Consider the following 14650-nt stretch of genomic DNA (forward strand, 5'->3'; position numbering starts at 1 on the left):
TCCCCGTTCCGGGAGGAGATGTTTCCTGCGACTTCCCCCAAGCCCTTACGCATCCTATCTTCGTCCCATGATCGACGACCTCTACAGCGCGCGCATCCTGACGCTGGCGGCCAACCTGCCGCATGCGGGGCGGTTGCCTGCGCCGCAAGGCACAGGCGAGCGGGTGGCGAAACTGTGCGGGTCGCGGGCGACCGTCGATGTGACGCTGGACGATCAGGGCCGCGTCGCGGGCTTCGCTCAGGACGTGAAGGCCTGCGCCCTGGGTCAGGCCGCCGCCGGGGTGCTGGGCCAGTCTGTGATAGGCGCTTCGGTCGAAGAGATCACTGAGGCGCGCGACGCCATGTCCGCCATGCTGAAATCCGGCGGCGAAGGCCCGAGCGGCCGGTTCGAGGACCTGCGCCTGCTGAAACAGGTCGCCGACTATCCGGCCCGCCACGCCTCGACCCTTGTCTCAATCGAGGCGACGCTGGACGCGGTCGATAACGCTCTAACCGCTCGAACTCGCCTCGCCGGCGCGGCCTGAAGGGCACGACCGGTTGATCCCCCAGTGATGACGGGGGATAAGCGCGGCGAACCCATCCAGCCCCGGCGAAGGGACATATGTCTCTCTATGAACGCGGCGTCCGCGCGGCCCATCGGGGCTACAAGCTGACACTGTCCCCCCTTATCGGCCAGCAGTGCCGGTTCCTGCCGACCTGTTCGGACTATGGGCGCGACGCCCTGATCCAGCATGGTCCGGTCAAGGGGGGGTGGCTCACCGTACGTCGTCTCTGTAAATGCCATCCCTTCGGCGGTTCGGGCTATGACCCGGTCCCGCCCCTGAAGACCGACGAAAAAGAACAGTCATGATCGATCTGAAATTCCCCGACGGCGCGGTGCGTCAGTATCCGGCCGGCTCGACGGCGCGCGATGTGGCGACCTCGATCTCGCCGTCGCTGGCCAAGAAGGCGGTTCTGGCCGAGCTGAATGGTGAGCAACGCGACATGGGCCGGGTGCTGGAGACGGGCGGCGACTTCCGCCTGATCATGCGCGACGATCCCGCCGCCCTCTATACGATCCGCCACGACACGGCCCACGTCCTGGCCGAGGCGGTCCAGACCCTGTTCCCCGGCACCCAGGTCACGATCGGCCCGGCCATCGAGGACGGCTTCTATTATGACTTCTTCCGCGAAGAACCCTTCTCGACCGACGACTTCGCCGCCATCGAGAAGGAAATGGGCCGGATCGTCGATCGTGATGCCAAGTTCGAGCGCGAGGTCTGGGACCGCGAGGAGGCGATCACCTTCTTCGAAGCGCGCGGCGAGAAGTTCAAGGCCGAGCTGATCCGCGACCTGCCGGGGACCGAGACGATCACCCTGTACAAGCAGGGCGACTGGATCGACCTGTGCCGCGGCCCGCACTTCCCCTCCACGCGCCATGTCGGCAAGGCGTTCAAACTGACCAAGCTGGCCGGCGCCTACTGGCGTGGCGATTCAAAGCGTGAGCAGCTGCAACGCATCTACGGCACCGCCTGGGCGACCAAGGAGGATCTGGACGCCCACCTGCTGCGTCTGGAAGAGGCCGAGAAGCGCGACCATCGCAAGGTCGGCAAGGCCATGGAGCTCTTCCACATGCAGGAAGAGGGCCGCGGCATGGTCTTCTGGCATCCCAAGGGCTGGGTCTTGTGGCGCGTGCTGGAGGCCTATATGCGCCGCCGCCTGGACGCCGCCGGCTATGTCGAGGTCAAGACGCCCCAGGTTCTGGACCGCAAATTCTGGGAACAGAGCGGCCATTGGGACAAGTACCGCCCCAATATGTTCGTCTGCGAGACGGTCGAGGGCGAGGAGCTGTCGCTCAAGCCGATGAACTGCCCGGGCCACGTGCAGATCTTCGACCAAGGCCAGAGGTCCTACCGCGAACTGCCGCTGCGCATGGCCGAGTTCGGCGCCTGCCACCGCTATGAGCCGTCAGGGTCCCTGCACGGCCTGATGCGGGTGCGCGGCTTCACCCAGGACGACGCCCACATCTTCTGCCGCGAGGATCAGATCGTCGAGGAAACGGCCGAGTTCATCAAACTGGCCCGCAGCGTCCACGCCGACCTGGGGATGGAGACGGCCTACATCAGCCTGGGCACCCGGCCCGAGAACCGCGCCGGTTCCGACGAGTTCTGGGACAAGGCCGAGGCCCTGATGGCCGAGGCGGCCCGCGCCGCCGGGACCGAGCCGGTCGTGACCGAGGGCGACGGCGCCTTCTACGCGCCCAAGCTGGACTTCATCGTCAAGGACGCCATCGGCCGCGAATGGACCTGTGGCACGATCCAGCTGGACTATGTCCTGCCCGAACGTCTGGACGCGACCTATATCGCCGAGGATGGTCAGAAGCACCGGCCGGTCATGCTGCACCGCGCGATCCTGGGCAGCTTCGAGCGTTTCATCGGCATCATGATCGAGAACTACGCAGGGGCCTTCCCCCTGTGGCTGGCCCCGACCCAGGCGGTGGTGGCCACCATCACCTCGGACGCCGACGACTACGCCCGCGACGTGATGGCCCGGTTCAAGGCCGCCGGCCTGCGCACCGAGATCGACCTGCGCAACGAGAAGGTCGGCTACAAGGTGCGCGAACACTCGGTCGGCAAGGTCCCGGTCATCGCCGTCGTCGGCCGCCAGGAAGCCGAACAGGGCCTGGTCGCCATCCGCCGCCTGGGCTCTCAGGCCCAGACGGTGGTCACGGTCGAGGAGGCCATCCGCATCCTGACCGACGAGGCGACCCCGCCGGACCTGAAGCGAGACCAGACGGCCGATTGAGGCCGCGCCTTCGCGGCGATTGTCGCCTAGGATAGGGCGTCAGGCTTCAGCACGCTCCCGTGTCTGTCCCGGCAAGGGTCTAAGGGGAGGGCAGGCATGCCCAGCACCATCCTGGTCACGGGCGGCGCCGGCTATGTGGGTTCGCACGCCTGCCTCGCCCTGTCCCAGGCCGGTTTCACGCCGGTGGTCTATGACAATCTGTCGAACGGTCATGCGGCCTTCGTCCAGTGGGGCGACCTTGAGATCGGCGACATCCGCGACGGCGCACGTCTGGATGCCGTGATCGCCAGACACAGGCCCATCGCGATCCTGCATTTCGCCGCCCTCATCGAGGTCGGGGAATCGGTGAAAGAACCTGGCCGCTTCTACGACAACAATGTCGTGGGCGCCCTGACCCTGATCGAGGCGGCGCGGCGCGGCGGGATCGGGGCGATGGTCTTCTCCTCGACCTGCGCCACCTATGGCGACCCGGTCTATCTGCCGATGGACGAGGCCCATCCCCAGGCCCCGCTGAACCCCTATGGCCGGTCCAAGCTGATGGTGGAACAGGCCCTGGCCGACTATTCGACCTATGCCGGCTTCCGCTCGGTCTGCCTGCGCTATTTCAACGCCGCCGGCGCCGACGAAGAGGGCCGGATCGGTGAGCGCCATCACCCCGAGACCCACGCCATTCCGCTGGCGCTCCAGACGGCGCTGGGCCAGCGTCAGGGGTTCAAGCTGTTCGGCGACGACTACGACACCCGCGACGGCACGGCGGTGCGCGACTATGTCCACGTCATGGATTTGGCCGACGCCCATGTGCGGGCGCTGAAATACCTGCTCGACGGCGGCGAGACGACGGTCTTCAACCTGGGCACCGGCGCAGGCACGACGGTCAGGGAACTTATCGAAACCATCCGCCGCACGACCAATCGGCCCTTCCCCGTCGAGACCGCGCCGCGCCGGGCCGGCGACGCCCCCTGTCTGGTGGCCGACAACAGCCGTGCGCGCAAGGTTCTGGGCTGGCGGCCCACACGGACCCTGGACGACATCGTTCGCACGGCCTGGCGCTGGCATGCCGCCGAGCGGGAGGCGCTTGAGGTCTAAGCCTTCGCACGAAACCGAACAGAGGAACGCAAATCCGAAAGATGGCTTGTGACGGGGTGCGCGCCTGCGCTCCATCACAGATAGCGAGACACGACCATGGCCGAGAAAACCCTCGACACCCTGTTCCACGACACGCTCAAGGACATCTATTACGCCGAGCGAAAGATCCTGAAGTCCCTGCCCAAGATGGCCCGCGCGGCGCAGTCGCCCGAGCTGAAGGCCGCCTTCGAAAAGCACAAGGATCAGACCGAAGGCCAGATCGAACGCCTGCAACAGGTGTTCGAGATCATCGGCAAGGCGCCGCGCGGCAAGACCTGCGACGCCATCGAAGGCATCCTGGCCGAGGGCGACGAAATCATGGAAGAATACAAGGACACCCCAGCCCTGGACGCCGGCCTGTTGGCCGCCGCCCAGGCGGTCGAACACTATGAGATCACCCGCTACGGCACGCTGAAGCGCTGGGCGCTGGTGCTGGGGATGAAGGACGCCGCCGCCCTGCTGGACGAGACCCTGCAGGAGGAATCCCAGACCGACGAAGACCTGACCGGCATCGCCGACGCCGCGGTCAACGCCACCGCGATGAAGACGGCCTGACCTTCGGTGGAGGCGGTTTCGCAACCGCCTCCACCCTTGCTCTTGCCCTCGAAAGATACGACACCGGACATAGGTAACGATAAAGACTAGCGTTCACCGTATGTTAGGCGACCGTCATCGAAGCTGGCTCTCTGACCTTGGAGAGCTATCCGATGACCCAGCCCCGATCCGCCGCAGGCCGCCCGGTTCTGCAATACGTGATTGCCGCTGGCTATATGCGTTACCTGCTGATCGCCAGTTGGGCGCTTGCCTTGGGCACGGTCACGGGCTGGCGGGAAGCCGTGGCCTGGTTTTGCGCCGCCACGTCGATCGGCATGGTCCGAACCTTCGTGGAACGCCGCCTGGTGCTATCGGATCGCCGACTTCACGACCGCATCAAGCTGACGATCGCGACCGTATCCTGCATCACCTGGGCGGCCGCGCCGCTATTGGCCTTCGTTCATGGCGGCGCCTATGGCGTACCGTTGGGCGTGGGTCTTCTGATGGCGGGTTATGTGCTGGTCTTCACCCAGATGCGCGCGGCGCCGCGAGAAGCTGTGATCGTCTCGGCGCCCTATTCTATCGTGACGGTCTTGCTGCTGATCAGCCTATGGGGCGACCCGGGCTTCTGGGTCATGCTCGGCATGGTCCCCGTCCTGGGGCTGGCCTTGTTCATCAAGGTTGTCATCACCCAGATGAAGGACGGCGACCTTGAGGCCGTGAACCGCCGCCAGGCCGAACTGATCGCCGAGCTGGAAATCGCTCGCGATCGCGCCGACGCCGCCAGCGCGGCCAAGTCCAACTTCCTGGGCGTCATCTCGCACGAGCTGCGTACGCCGATGAACGGGGTGCTCGGCGCGGCGCAACTGCTTCAGATGTCGGACTTGAGCGACCGCCAAAAGGAGTTCGTCGGCGTGATCCGCAACTCGGGCGAAGGCCTGATGGTGCTGCTGAATGACATCCTGGACATCACCAAGATCGAGTCCGGCAAGATGGAACTCGACATCGCCGACATCGAGACCGACACGCTGCTGACCCGGCTGACGGGGCCGTTCAAGGCTCAGGCCGAGGCGCGCGGCCTGACTTTCGCGACCGAAATCCGGGGCGATCTTCCGCCCCTGCTGAAGATGGACCCGCTGCGCCTGGCGCAGGTCACGCATAATCTTCTGGCCAATGCGATCAAGTTCACGCCGCAAGGCGAGGTTCGCCTGGTCGTCGAAAGCGAACCCCGCGCCGACGGCCGCATCGCCCTGGGGATCAGCGTCGTCGATTCTGGCATCGGCATCGCCGCCGACGATCTGTCGCGCCTGTTCCAGCCCTTCTCCCAGGTGGACGGGTCGTCCACGCGCAAGTTCGGCGGCACCGGCCTGGGCCTCAGCATCTGCCAGCGTCTGGCCGTCCTGATGGACGGCGAGATCACGGTGGCGTCGATCCCGGGCCAGGGATCGACCTTCACCCTTCACGCGATGTTCGAAACGCCCGTGATGCAGGACGCCCGCATCGCCGCCTGATCAGTCGCGCAGCAGTTCGTTGACGCCGGTCTTGGCCCGCGTCTGGGCGTCCACCCGCTTGACGATGACGGCGCAGTACAGCGACGGCCCGCCGTTGGGATCAGGCAGCGCGCCCGGCACCACGACCGAATAGGCCGGCACCTCGCCGCGGAAAACTTCGCCCGTCGCCCGGTCCACGATCTTGGTCGAACCGGACAGATAGACGCCCATGGCCAGGACCGCGCCCTCGCGCACGATCACGCCCTCGGCGACCTCGGCCCGGGCGCCGATGAAACAGCCATCCTCGATGATGGTCGGATTGGCCTGCAGCGGCTCCAGCACGCCGCCGATGCCCGCCCCGCCCGACAGGTGCACGTTCTTGCCGATCTGGGCGCAAGAGCCGACCGTGGCCCAGGCGTCCACCATCGAACCCTCGTCCACATAGGCGCCGATGTTCACGAACGACGGCATCAGCACGACGTTCTTTGCGATGTGGGCGCCGTGACGAACGATGGCGCCGGGGACTGAGCGGAAACCTGCCGATTGATAATCCGCCGCCGTCCAGTCGCCGAACTTGTTGGGCACCTTGTCCCAGAAGGGTCCAACGGCCGCCGGATGATCCGCCGACAGCGGCATGACGGACGCAGGACCGGCGCGCATGATCTGGTTGTCGTTCAGGCGGAAGGACAGCAGCACCGCCTTCTTCAGCCACTGATGCGTGGTCCAGACGCCATCCGCGCCGCGCGAGGCGACGCGCGCCTGGCCGGAATCCAGCAGGGCCAGCGCCGTCTCGACGGCGTCGCGGACCTCGCCGTGGGTGGCGGCGGACGCCTCGGCGCGCTGTTCCCAGGCGGCCTCGACGACGGATTCGAGATGCGACAGATCGGTCATGCGGCGTCCTTGAAAGTCAGGTCGGAGAGGAAGTCGAGAAGATCGGGGGCCACATGGTCGATGTGGTCGCCCAGCGGCTTGCCGTGGCCGTCGCCGATCAGGACCGTGGCCATGCCCAGCGCCTTGGCCGGCTCCAGGTTCTTTGGCGTGTCCTCGAAAAAGGCGGCCTGGTGCGGATCGATGTCGAACCTTTCCAGCATCCGGCGGAAGGTGGCGGGATTGGGCTTGGGCGTCAGGTCGCCGTCCTCGATGGCGAAGACGTCGGCGAAACAGTCGGCGATCCCGATCCGCTCCAGCACCCGATGCGCATACTCACGCGCGCCGTTGGTGAAGACGTAGCAGCGGCCGGGCAGGATCTTCAACCGTTCCGACAGACGCGGATTGGGTTCGACCCCGTCCAGCGGCACGTCGTGCACCTCATGCAGGAACCGCTCGGTATCGACCGCATAGTTGGCCATCAGACCGGCCAGGGTTGTGCCGTGCTCGTCCAGGAACTGGCGCTGCATCGCCGCCGCCGCCTCGGGATCCAGACCCACGGCCTCGACCACGAACGCGTTTATCCGCGCCTGCACCAGCCGCATCAACCCCTGCTCGCGTGGATACAAGGTGTCGTCCATGTCGAACACCCAGGCCCGCACGTGCCCAAGGGATGCAGAATGGGGATCGCTCAAGACGCCTTCACCAGGGTGCCGGCGCCGAATTCGGTGAACAGCTCGACCAGCATGGCGTGCGGCCGACGACCGTCCAGAATGACCACCGCCTCGACGCCCGCACGCACGGCGGCCATCGCCGTCTCCAGCTTGGGCATCATGCCGCCGTGGGCGACGCCGCTGTCGATCAGGGCCTGCGCCTCCTCCAGGGTCATCTGCCGGATGATGTCGCCGTCCGCGCCCTTGACCCCCGGCACGTCGGTCAGCAGCAGCATCCGCTTGGCGTTCAGCGAACCTGCGATGGCGCCCGCCACCGTATCGGCGTTGACGTTGTAAGTCTGTCCGTCCTCGGCGACCCCGATCGGGGCGATGACCGGCACCCAGTCCTCGGTCTCCGACGCGATCAGGCCCTTGATCAGCTTGGGATCGACCTTGGTCGGTTCACCGACATAGCCCAGGTCCACCTCGTGCTCGATCATGCTGTCGGGATCGCGTTTGGTCCGGCGCGTCTTCTCGACCGTCAGAAGGCCGGCGTCCTTGCCCGACAGACCGACGCCGCGCACGTCCGCCTCCTTGCCGGCCATGGTGATCCAGTGAGCGATCTCCTTGTTCACCGCGCCCGACAGCACCATCTCGGCGACCTCCATCGTCGCCGGATCCGTAACCCGCAAGCCATCGACGAAGCTGGACTTCACCCCCGCCTTTTCCAGCATGGCGCTGATCTGCGGCCCGCCACCGTGCACCACGACCGGATTCACCCCCATCAGCTTCAGCAGCACCACATCGGCCGCGAACTGCCGCGCCACGGCGCTCTCGCCCATGGCGTGGCCGCCGTATTTGATGACCACGGTCTCGCGGTCATAGACCTGAATATACGGCAAGGCCTCGGCGAGCGTCTTCGCCGTCTCCCAGCTGCGTTCTTCCGACTGGCGTTCTGTTTCGTTCATCACGCGCGCGAGATAGCGGGGGATGGGGGCGGTGTCACGGACTTAAGTCGTGGGCATCGCCAAGCAGTCTCGGCGTTGCATTACAGCCCCGGTTTCGCGACAAGTCGCCTGTCACGTGAGGTAAGGTATGGTTACGGTTTGCATTGATGGTTGGAACCTTGCGCTTCGCAAGGGCTCCGGGATCGCCACCTACGGCCATTCTCTTCTCTCGGCGATCAGGGGATTGGGCCTCAACGGGCAAGTTCTTTACGGTCCTTCGACCCCAAGATCCTCGGTGAACCTGCTTAACGAAATAGCGCTGGTTGATGCTGGTGCCCCGACCCGACGACGGGCAAGTCTGGGAAGAGCCGCCTCGACCTTGGCGGCGCGATTCGGCCGCTCCGCATATCCGATCACGCCTTCAGGGGATGTGATCTGGCCAACAACCGGGCCGAGACGCCCCGATGCGGAGAGTTACTGGGCATCGACGGATGTGTTTAACCTGTCCCAACGCGCATACCAGCGATACGGAATATTCACGCCTGTCCGTTTTGAGGACAGCGCCGACCGTCCCGCACCTGATGTCATGCACTGGACCTGTCCCCTTCCACTGACAGCGCCGAAGTCCATCAACATCCTTACGTTTCACGACATTATTCCCCTGCGCCTCCCCGGAACAACGGCCGACAACAAGAAGATATTTTACAATCTCTGCAAGACAGCGATCGACAGAGCCGATCACGTGATCGCGGTATCGAATTCGACGAAACAGGACCTGATTGAGATCCTGGGGGCCGCCCCCGACAAGATCACGACCACCTTTCAGGCCACGCCCTCGACACCCCAGACCGGTACCGACGAGGACTGCGCGGTAAGCCTGCAGAAACAGCTGGGCTTGGAGTGGAAAGACTATTTCCTTTTCTTTGGTGCAATCGAACCGAAAAAGAACCTCGGAAGGATTGTAGAAGCATTCCTGTCTGCAAACACGAAGGCGCGTCTTGTGGTCGTCGGAGGCCGGTCCTGGCTTTCGGAAAGCGAAACCGGGCTTCTGGAAGCTGTGCTGGAGAACGACAAATCAAAGAAGATCATCCGTTTGGACTATCTGCCTTCATCGACGCTGCGTGACCTGGTCCGTGGCGCAAAAGCGACTTTGTTCCCGTCTCTTTACGAAGGTTTCGGGCTCCCGGTGCTCGAATCCATGGAAGCCGGCACGCCTGTCCTTACCTCGGATCGAGGTGCGCTTCCCGAAGTAGCGGGCGATGCAGCGATCACCGTCAACCCCTATGATGTCACCTCTATCCGCATGGCGATCCAACTTATGGATAGTGACGACGGCTTACTGGAGAACATGGCTATGAAAGGCCGTGCCCAGGCAAAGCTCTTCACTCAAGCCAAGTATCAAGAAAAACTGACCCAGGCCTATAAAAGCGCTGGCGTATTCTGATCACGATACACTCCACGGATCGGTCTTCGATTGACGCGTAATGTAGGCTAATATTTCCCTGATAGACAAAGCTCTCAAGCCGTCGAAGGCATTTCGATTTTCCGTGACCCAATGCGGGTTTCTTCCAGGATCAAGGACCGCATCCTCCCGCCAGATATCGTAGAACAGTCTCATTTCGACCTCGTCCCACGCCACCTGCTCGGAAGTCACGTTTTCTCCTCGTGTCTTGGACTCGTGATGAATGATGACGATCGAAGGATCGTATATGACGGGGAAGTTGGCCTTTCTGCACCTCAGACAGAAATCGAGATCGCTGTAAGCCACGGGGAGCCGCTCGTTGAATCCGCCGACCTCATGAAAGGCACGCCGCGAAACCGCCATGAAGGCGCCAGTCACGGCGGCGCAACGGCGTACCTGCGCCCAGCGACCGCCGGGCCCCGGATCGGTAGCGGGTCGATCCAATCCCTCATGTACCGCTCCGCCCTCTCGTCCTCCCAGCACGACTCCAGCATGCTGGATCCGGCCGTCGCCGTACAAAAGCTTCGCCCCGACACACCCGCCGCACGCCAATGCCACGCCTCGCCGCACAAGAGAATCCCAACCTTGTGTGACGGCCTCTACGTCGTTGTTCGCGAAGAGGAGAATATCCTCCGTAGTTGAACCGACGGCGAGGTTGTTCAGCCTGGCCCAATTGAAGGGCTCATCCACGGGGACGATATCGACTGACAGTTTCGCAAGCACTTCGAAGCACCGAAGGGTCTTTTCCTGCGAACTGCGGTTATCTATAATAATGATCCGCAAGAGATCGGGGCGTTCAGCCTTCTCGATCAGACTACTAACAGCCGCTTGAAGCAAATCTGGCTGGTCGCGAGTCGGAATAATCACAAGTAGACGCTCTTGTCCGCTTGAGCGGGGGTCATCTCTTCGCCGGGCGATCGGACTTGGCGGCCATACTGAGGGAGCTTCGTTAAAGCCGCAGAGCGTGGCTAGCAGAGCCGGTACATGGCAGATTCCTCCCCCCTTTATCTCCAGAAGGACATCCCGATGAAGATCCTGCGTGGAAACCGCATCGTCCACCCGCTCGACCAACAGGCGACCGTGCGGCGCTGAGACCAGAACGACCAGAGGAGGCTCACCGCCGCCTTCTAAGCCGATTTCGTCATATGCACCGTAGAGGACGGGATCCGAGTATGAAGTGACGCCCCGCCAATCATGCACCGCATGATCGTGGTCGCCATAGGCTGCGACAGCACCGGCTTGGGACCGTGCGACGGACAGCCAAGCCAGACATTCGGCCTCCAGGCGAATGCCAGCCGATACGCTGACAACGGCGTCATCGTGCAACACGATCTCTGCGGCGCTCGCGCAGAATCGAATACGCGGGTCCTGATGGGCTAGTGAAGCGACAGGATGACTTGCCAGAGCGGCATCCGAAACCACCGTCGCAGACCATGTCGCCAACGACTGATCCTGGAGACTGTAGAGAGTGAGCAAGACCTCTGCAGGCGACCGCGCCCGACCATCGACGATTACGTCGATCATGACGTGATCGCGGACAGTAGGAGCATCCGCGATCAGGCGATTTCTCATCTGCCCGTATGCGGCAGGAGAAAAGGCGGCTTGCTGCAGTGCGACCTCCAGCCGGTCTCTCAAACTTTCTATATTACTGGCTACGCCTTCGACGACGTCCCCAATCGCACTTCTATCGCCCGCCCCCTTCAGCCCGGCCCGGCCCGCCAAGGCCAGTATCTCAATATTTGCTCTTTCATCGCCGAATTGAAAAGCTTGTTGGTACGCCGCTAGAGCCGCTTCCTTTGCATGATTCAGTTTCAGAACATGGCCCAGATGAAGATGATAGTCGCCCGACCGGGGGCGCTCTGACAAGGCCGATCGGTATGCCGTCTCCGCCTCATTCAAGAGCCCCAACTCCTTCAGGACATGTCCCCTGCGCACTTGAAGCGAATGTCCAGCAGTCTTCAGACGAGCGGCCTTGTCATAATGGTCCAGGGCCTCCTTCCAAGCCCCTCGCGCACGGGCGGCGTCACCTGCGGCGCGGTGTTCCGCAACCCGCCCCGCCTTTAAGCCCAATGCGCGCTTCACCAAGCCGAGAAGCGAAGCCATAATCACCTCTAAATAGCCCGCCTAATTTGTAGACGCAGGATCAGACCTCGCCACCGATCGCAAACCGTCGAGCAGATCCACGCTAGGACTGAAGCCGATCTTGGACGACAGTATATCCGCCGAGCCGACAAGCACTGGCGGTTCGGAAGGCCTTGCCGGTATCGCGCCGAAGCGCACGAGGTCGGTCCGTCCGAGCGCATCAGCCAGCGTGGAAACTATATGGCGCACCTCTACGGCCTTGCCGGAAGCTATATTGACCGGCCCCGAATAGTCGCTGAATAAAATCGCGACCAAAGCCGCTGCGACGTCTTCCACATGCATGAAGTCACGCCGCTGCAGACCTGAGCTCGTTTCGAAAGGCCGGCCATCCGAAAGGGTTCGCACGAGGTCCGAAACCAGCCGGCCCGGCTTCTCGTTCGGGCCGTAGAGCCAGAACACGCGTCCCCATGCGACAGAAAGACCAAGTCGCGGCGCCGCCGCAAAAGTTAGATCTGAAAGGGCCTTTTTGGCTGACCCATAGAGTGTTGATGGACGCAATAAGGTTCTGGTCTCGTCCAGCCTCCCCTCGCCTGTCCAGTCATACTCGGCGCAAGTTCCGACGCCGACCCATCGCGAACCGCCGACCTCGGCAAAACTCTTGAATAGCCCGAGGGAAGCGGACATCCAGTCAAGATTGTCCGGATCATCCCAAAATGCGCCCGGGGTCGCATTCCACCCGAGATGCAGAAAATGAGTTGGCGCGATCTCATTCATGAGACCGGCAAAGCTTGGCGTGGATAGTAGATCACAACTCACGGACCGCACACCGTGATGGTGAGAGGGAGTGCGGCCCAGAGCGACGACGTCAACGCCTCGAGCCACAAGCAGCCGCACGACATTTGAGCCGATAAACCCGGTCGCGCCGGTCACGATCACCCGCATACGAAGTCCGGATAACTGGCATCTCGTTCCGAGAGGGTCGGATTGGGCAACGGCCAGTCGATTCCAAACCGAGGATCATTCCATCGGACCCCCAGACCCGCACCAGGACAATAGGGTGGAGTGATCTGGTAAAGCACGTCCGTATTGTCCTCGAGCGTCTGAAAGCCATGCGCAAAGCCAGCCGGAATAAGCAGCGCGCGTCCGTTGTCGGCCGAAAGCACCGCCCCGAACCAGCAGCAGAACGTCTGCGAGTCAGGACGAATATCCAAGGCGACATCGAAGATTGCGCCGCGAACGCAACGAACCACCTTCACCTCGGCATCGGGCGACGCCTGATAGTGCATGCCACGAAGTGTGCCTGCCAGAAGGTTCCGGGAAAGACTGGACTGTTCGAAACGCGACTCGATTCCCGCTTCCGAGAACTCCCTCTCGCAAAAGATGCGCGAAAACGAACCCCGCTCGTCGTAATGGGGCTCCAATTCGATGACGCGAACGCCTTCCAGAGATGCGTTAACGAATTTCACGTCAGTCGAATATCTGAATGGTCGGTATGGGCGTCACGAACTTACCGCCCCACTCCCTGACATCAGCCATCTGCTCAATGATCTCCTCACGGAGATTCCACGGCAGGATCAGTACGTAATCAGGCTTTCGCGATCGGATTTCTTCGGGCGCGTATATGGGTATATGAGTACCCGGCAACCTCTTGCCGATCTTGTGAGGACTTTTATCGACCGTGAAAGACATCATGTCCGTCTTCACGCCACAGTAGTTGAGAAGCGTGTTCCCCTTAGCGGGCGCACCATAGCCGACGACGCTCTTTCCGGCCTCGAAGGCCTCAACAAAGAACTTCAGCAAAGACACTTTTGTTTCGACGACTCGTCTTGCAAAATCCCTGTACGCGCTCAGATCGTTCAGCCCGAAGTCATCTTCCGCAGCAAGCATCATAGCGACCCGATCGGTGTCCGGTCTATCCACGCAATCGGCATGGGCGACATATATGCGTATGGAGCCACCGTGGGTCGGCAATTCTTCAACGTCGTACACGCGAAGTCCGTGCGCGGCGAAAATCTTCCGCGCTACGGTGAAGGACAGATAGCTGAAATGTTCGTGGTAGATCGTGTCGAACTGGACCTTCTCCATCATGCGGAGAAGGTGCGGGAATTCGAAGTGCGCGACACCTTTGGGTTTCAGCAAGATCGCATAGCCCGCGACGAAATCATTGATGTCAGGGACGTGCGCTAGAACATTGTTGGCGGCTATGACGTCTGGGCGTACGCCGCGCTCTCGAAGCCGTTCGGCCGTTTCTCGACCGAAGAACGCCACCTCGCTCTCTATGCCGTGGTTCTGAAGGGCGGCTGCGGCAGTGTTCGCCGTCGGCTCTACGCCCAGCACAGGAATCCCCGCCTCCTTGAAGTTCTTGAGCAGATATCCGTCGTTCGACGCCACTTCGACGACCATGGAATCGGGCCCCAAGCGTTCCTTTTCAAGTACGGTCAGCGAATACCTTCTCGCATGCTCCAACCACGACGATGAGTAAGATGAAAAATACGCATAGTCGTCAGTAAAAAGCGCGTCGGCCTTTTCATAGTCTACAAGCTGAACAAGCAGGCAGGATGCGCATACGTAAGCATGAAGAGGGTAGAACACCTCAGCCGCATTGTGATTTCGCTCAGAAACATAATCATTAGAAACTGGAGACATGCCAAGATCGGCAAAAGTCTCCGTAAGGGGAGCATTACAAAAACGGCAGTGGGCCATGTTT

General features: G+C 62.4%; 14 protein-coding genes. 7 read left to right on the forward strand and 7 right to left on the reverse strand.

The annotated features are described in order from the left end of the window. Positions 1-67: 67 nt before the first annotated feature. From ACP69V_RS02280 to ACP69V_RS02305, 6 genes are all read left to right on the forward strand, one after another. Entirely contained in the window at positions 68-523 is a 456-nt protein-coding gene (locus tag ACP69V_RS02280; RefSeq protein WP_426022451.1) for an iron-sulfur cluster assembly scaffold protein, read from the forward strand. Positions 524-600: 77 nt separating this feature from the next. After that, positions 601-849, forward strand: coding sequence for a membrane protein insertion efficiency factor YidD (gene yidD, locus ACP69V_RS02285; RefSeq protein WP_035305826.1), 249 nt, complete (start codon positions 601-603; stop codon positions 847-849). After that, a complete protein-coding gene (gene thrS / locus ACP69V_RS02290; RefSeq protein WP_426022452.1) occupies positions 846-2783 on the forward strand; it encodes a threonine--tRNA ligase in 1938 nt (645 codons plus the stop codon). Before yidD ends, thrS begins: the two co-directional genes overlap by 4 nt. Before the next feature lie 96 nt (positions 2784-2879). After that, the gene (gene galE, locus ACP69V_RS02295) at positions 2880-3869 is read left to right on the forward strand and encodes a UDP-glucose 4-epimerase GalE (protein WP_426022453.1); all 990 of its coding nucleotides are present in this window, start codon (positions 2880-2882) and stop codon (positions 3867-3869) included. Between the two features lie 96 nt (positions 3870-3965). Continuing rightward, entirely contained in the window at positions 3966-4463 is a 498-nt protein-coding gene (locus tag ACP69V_RS02300) for a ferritin-like domain-containing protein (RefSeq protein ID WP_426022454.1), read from the forward strand. A 152-nt stretch (positions 4464-4615) separates the two neighbouring features. Next, positions 4616-5953 (forward strand): sensor histidine kinase, encoded by a 1338-nt coding sequence (locus tag ACP69V_RS02305; protein ID WP_426022455.1) that lies wholly within the window; start codon positions 4616-4618, stop codon positions 5951-5953. Here the strand turns inward: ACP69V_RS02305 and dapD are convergent, their stop codons facing one another. The 3 genes from dapD to argB are packed head-to-tail and all read right to left on the reverse strand — an operon-like array spanning position 5954 to position 8420. Next, on the reverse strand, positions 5954-6823 hold the full coding sequence (gene dapD, locus ACP69V_RS02310; RefSeq protein WP_426022456.1) for a 2,3,4,5-tetrahydropyridine-2,6-dicarboxylate N-succinyltransferase: 870 nt from the start codon (positions 6821-6823) through the stop codon (positions 5954-5956). Beyond that, a complete protein-coding gene (locus tag ACP69V_RS02315) occupies positions 6820-7461 on the reverse strand; it encodes a pyrimidine 5'-nucleotidase (protein ID WP_426024020.1) in 642 nt (213 codons plus the stop codon). Before ACP69V_RS02315 ends, dapD begins: the two co-directional genes overlap by 4 nt. A 29-nt stretch (positions 7462-7490) precedes the next feature. Next, positions 7491-8420, reverse strand: a complete 930-nt coding sequence (gene argB / locus ACP69V_RS02320; RefSeq protein ID WP_426022457.1) for an acetylglutamate kinase — start codon at positions 8418-8420, stop codon at positions 7491-7493. A gap of 274 nt (positions 8421-8694) precedes the next feature. Between argB and ACP69V_RS02325 the strand changes: the two genes are divergently transcribed. After that, entirely contained in the window at positions 8695-9843 is a 1149-nt protein-coding gene (locus tag ACP69V_RS02325) for a glycosyltransferase family 4 protein (protein ID WP_426022458.1), read from the forward strand. Here ACP69V_RS02325 and ACP69V_RS02330 read toward each other — a convergent pair whose 3' ends face one another. Genes ACP69V_RS02330 through ACP69V_RS02345 form a run of 4 tightly spaced genes read right to left on the reverse strand, consistent with a single transcriptional unit; the run spans position 9844 to position 14646 of the window. Further along, positions 9844-11964: a glycosyltransferase gene (locus ACP69V_RS02330; RefSeq protein ID WP_426022459.1), complete on the reverse strand. Its 2121-nt coding sequence runs from the start codon at positions 11962-11964 to the stop codon at positions 9844-9846. 21 nt (positions 11965-11985) lie between these two features. Next, positions 11986-12885, reverse strand: a complete 900-nt coding sequence (locus tag ACP69V_RS02335; protein WP_426022460.1) for an NAD-dependent epimerase/dehydratase family protein — start codon at positions 12883-12885, stop codon at positions 11986-11988. After that, positions 12876-13409: a dTDP-4-dehydrorhamnose 3,5-epimerase gene (gene rfbC / locus ACP69V_RS02340; protein WP_426022461.1), complete on the reverse strand. Its 534-nt coding sequence runs from the start codon at positions 13407-13409 to the stop codon at positions 12876-12878. Before rfbC ends, ACP69V_RS02335 begins: the two co-directional genes overlap by 10 nt. Before the next feature lies 1 nt (position 13410). Next, the gene (locus tag ACP69V_RS02345) at positions 13411-14646 is read right to left on the reverse strand and encodes a methyltransferase domain-containing protein (protein WP_426022462.1); all 1236 of its coding nucleotides are present in this window, start codon (positions 14644-14646) and stop codon (positions 13411-13413) included. Positions 14647-14650 lie beyond the last annotated feature (4 nt).

Source organism: Brevundimonas sp. PWP3-1b1 (assembly GCF_049896065.1).
Lineage (GTDB): Bacteria > Pseudomonadota > Alphaproteobacteria > Caulobacterales > Caulobacteraceae > Brevundimonas > Brevundimonas intermedia_B.

Bases quoted from the DNA above. Each gene is read 5' to 3' on its own strand.
- ACP69V_RS02305 (WP_426022455.1), top strand. From the start codon at position 4,616: ATGACCCAGCCCCGATCCGCCGCAGGCCGCCCGGTTCTGCAATACGTG.
- ACP69V_RS02330 (WP_426022459.1), bottom strand. From the start codon at position 11,964: ATGGCTTCGCTTCTCGGCTTGGTGAAGCGCGCATTGGGCTTAAAGGCG.
- ACP69V_RS02300 (WP_426022454.1), top strand. From the start codon at position 3,966: ATGGCCGAGAAAACCCTCGACACCCTGTTCCACGACACGCTCAAGGAC.
- argB (WP_426022457.1), bottom strand. From the start codon at position 8,420: ATGAACGAAACAGAACGCCAGTCGGAAGAACGCAGCTGGGAGACGGCG.
- ACP69V_RS02335 (WP_426022460.1), bottom strand. From the start codon at position 12,885: ATGCGGGTGATCGTGACCGGCGCGACCGGGTTTATCGGCTCAAATGTC.
- thrS (WP_426022452.1), top strand. From the start codon at position 846: ATGATCGATCTGAAATTCCCCGACGGCGCGGTGCGTCAGTATCCGGCC.
- galE (WP_426022453.1), top strand. From the start codon at position 2,880: ATGCCCAGCACCATCCTGGTCACGGGCGGCGCCGGCTATGTGGGTTCG.
- yidD (WP_035305826.1), top strand. From the start codon at position 601: ATGTCTCTCTATGAACGCGGCGTCCGCGCGGCCCATCGGGGCTACAAG.
- ACP69V_RS02345 (WP_426022462.1), bottom strand. From the start codon at position 14,646: ATGGCCCACTGCCGTTTTTGTAATGCTCCCCTTACGGAGACTTTTGCC.
- ACP69V_RS02280 (WP_426022451.1), top strand. From the start codon at position 68: ATGATCGACGACCTCTACAGCGCGCGCATCCTGACGCTGGCGGCCAAC.
- dapD (WP_426022456.1), bottom strand. From the start codon at position 6,823: ATGACCGATCTGTCGCATCTCGAATCCGTCGTCGAGGCCGCCTGGGAA.